The organism is Allocoleopsis sp., assembly GCF_036703385.1.
Taxonomy (GTDB): domain Bacteria; phylum Cyanobacteriota; class Cyanobacteriia; order Cyanobacteriales; family Coleofasciculaceae; genus Allocoleopsis.
The window spans coordinates 1-3,252 of sequence record NZ_DATNPA010000327.1; the positions used below are offsets into that span (position 1 = coordinate 1).

The window sequence follows — 3,252 nt, forward strand, 5'->3', positions numbered from 1 at the left end:
TATGGGGATGCTTCAAGCCAGATCACCCCAGAATTGACACCGCTAAGGGCAAGCACCAAAAGTACGAGCATCCACTTAAAGCACAAGCCACGCTGTTTGCTCTCAAGGTCACTGATGAGATTTGGCAGAAAGTGGCTAATCGCTACGGCATTGAACTGCTGCCAACTGATATTGACGAGCACCGGAGCGATCGGGGGTTCTGGGGTTGGGTAATTCGTAACCCTAAGGTTGCCGTAACCGTCACTGAGGGGGCAAAAAAAGCGGCATGTCTCCTATCTCAAGGGTTTGCCGCGATCGGCCTGCCTGGAATCTGGGGAGCTTACCGCAAAAATGACGCTAAGCCTTCACTGATTCCTCAGATAGAATGCTTCGCCAGTAACGGCAGAAAGATTTATTTTGCCTTTGACCAGGATGAGAAGCAGTCAACTCGCCAGACCAACAGGAAAGCGGTGTGGTGTACGGCGAAGCTGCTGAAGGATAAGGGGTGTGATACTCGGATTATCGCCTGGGAACCCTGGATTAAGGGAGTTGACGATCTGATTGTGGCTAAGGGCGCTAAACACTTCACCGCGTGCTATCAGAAAGCGTTGGCCTTTGATGACTGGATGGCTGATGGATTGCGTGAGCTAAGCTATAAGCCAGCTTTGAGGCTCGATAGTAGCACTAAATATTTAGGAGATTTTGCCCCTCCACCCAACACTAAGCTAATTTGCTTGAAAGCACCGAAAGGCAGCGGCAAAACTGAATGGTTGGTCAAAATCTGTGAAGATGCCCAAAACAGAGGGCAGAAGGTTCTCATCCTGACACACAGGACACAGCTAGGTAAGGCACTCTGCGATCGATTTGGCGTCGATTATATTGATGAATTAGGGGAATCCACTACAAAGGGAGTCTTCGGGATTGGGTTGTGTTTCGACAGCTTACGTCAGAATTCTCAAGCCAAGTTTGATCCGGAAGACTGGCATAACTGTATTGTCATCCTGGATGAAGTCGAGCAGTCGGTCTGGCATCTCTTGAACGCTAATACCGAAGTAGGGAAGCACCGAGTCCAAATTCTCCGAAATTTCCAGCAATTAATCAATAATGTTATCGCGTCGGAAGAGGGGAAAGTTTATCTGAGTGATGCTGACTTGAGCGACGTAACAATCGACTATGTTAGGTCGCTAGTATCATTCCCTATTGAACCTTGGATTGCCGTTAAAGAGGGTAACCCAACGCCGTGGGATGTCACTGTCTGGGATGATTCCAAGGAAATGTTAGACGTACTCATTAGCCGTATCCGCAGAGGAGAAAAGGTTCTAATCTTTGTTGATGGGCAAAAAGCCAAAAGCAAATGGGGAACGCAGAATCTAGAGGTTTACTTGTCCAAGGAATTCGCAGATCTAAGGATTCTCAGAGTAGATGCTGAGTCAGTTTCCACGCCCGGTCACGCCGCCTACGACTGCATCGATAAACTTGATGAAACCCTAAAAGACTTTGATGTCTGCATTGCCAGCCCAACAATTGAAACAGGGGTAAGCATCGATCTCAAAGGTCACTTCACATCGGTATGGGACTTCGCTCAAGGGGTGATTCCAGTACCATCCGTGTTGCAGCGCATGGCAAGACTCAGGGAACCCGTACCGCGTCATGTTTGGGCTAAGGGTTACGGGCTAGGAAGAATTGGCAACGGCTCAACAAGTCCGAAGCGGTTGATAGCCGGTCAGCACACGAAATTCCAAGCTCATGTCAAACAGTTGGCAGAAGCCGATTTTACTTTTGACTTTGAGGCAGCGACCAACTTCCAGCCCCAATCTCTAAAAACTTGGGCGAAGATGGCAGCTCGTATCAATCTGGGGATGGTTCGCTATCAACATGAAATCATCAGAGCGCTGGTCGCAGAGGGTCACCAAATCTCTAGTGGAGATTACCTCGCAGAGATGACACAAGATGATCAGATGAAAGGCACTGACCAGATCAAAGAGGAATTGGCGGAAACGCGAGACAGCAGCTATCAAAAACAATGTTACGAAATCAGCCAAGCGCCAACTCCGGATAGCACGCGCCTACAAACCCTGCAACAGAAAAAAACCAAGTCAATTCCTGAACGATTAGAGCAGCGCAAAGGCGAGTTATGCGATCGCTACGATGAATCACTGGTTAGCTCCGAATTAGTCGAGTTGGATGACAGCGGGGAATATTCAAAAGCCCAGCTTCACTACTACCTCACTGTAGGAGAGGAATTTTTACCGGAGCGCGACAAGACCCGCATGGAAAAATTACTTGAGGCTGGCGAGAACGAGTTATTTTTCCCAGATGCCAATCGAAGCATGATCGGTGGAAAGCTGGCCTATCTGAAAGCACTAGGCATACTCGAATTGTTGGCACAAGATACCGAGTGGTCGAATGATTCACAGGTACTCATTGATCTTGCGATCAAAACAAAACAGTTCAGGGATTCGATTAAAGATGTTCTAGGTCTATCCTTCAACTTCGAGAGGATAGGGAAGAATGGCGAGTCGCTCCCCCCCAGCCCAATCAGTATTGCTCAGAAGTACCTGAAGGATTGCCTAGGTCTGAAGTTCTCCGCTCCTATCCAGAGAGGAGCCAAGGGAAATCAGCAACGCTTCTACCAACCTGTCGAGGTTCCTGAGATAAGAACCAAGATTCTCACCGCGTGGCGGCAACGAGATGAGCAGAGGAGATCTGCCAACTTGGCTGAAAGCGCCCCTGTGGCTAGCCCTCAGGTTGTTAATGGGAGTTGTGAGTCGGTTTTTGTATCAAGTTGTGATACGGTAAACAGCACGGGTAATATATATAGATCTATTCCTGCTGTTTACCAAAATGCTGTTTACCAGGCTGAGGGTGGTAGTCAGGTAGCTGAGCTAACCGAAGCGCTGCCCTACTGCGATAGCCTCCAAAGTTTCGCCGCTGTCGCTTCGGGGTATTCGCCAGAGGTTGTTGAGGACGCGATCGCCCTCCAAGACAGCCAGTCGCGCCGCCAAGAACTGCGACACCTGTGGCAAGTCGTCACCGATGCTCGATTCTTGCAGTCTGCAACCCACTGGAGTCAAGTAGACCTCTGCCAAGACCGCTTAAATGAGGCATGGCAGCTTCTAGACCCTACAGAGCAGAATCGCCTACACGAACTACATCAAGCCTCTCAGCATCCCATAGAGCGGCAATGGGGCATTTCTAGGGAGCAAGCCGAGATGGGGGGTGCTTTTGAGTGGCTTCGAGGGGGACTGGTGAGAATCGCTTACGCCGCCGCTG

At 49.6% G+C, this 3,252-nt stretch carries 1 protein-coding gene; it reads left to right on the forward strand.

Annotation, left to right across the window (positions count from 1 at the left end):
- Positions 1-3,252: plasmid replication protein, CyRepA1 family (locus tag V6C93_RS16175; protein WP_333477697.1), on the forward strand; the 3,252-nt coding region annotated here is incomplete at both ends.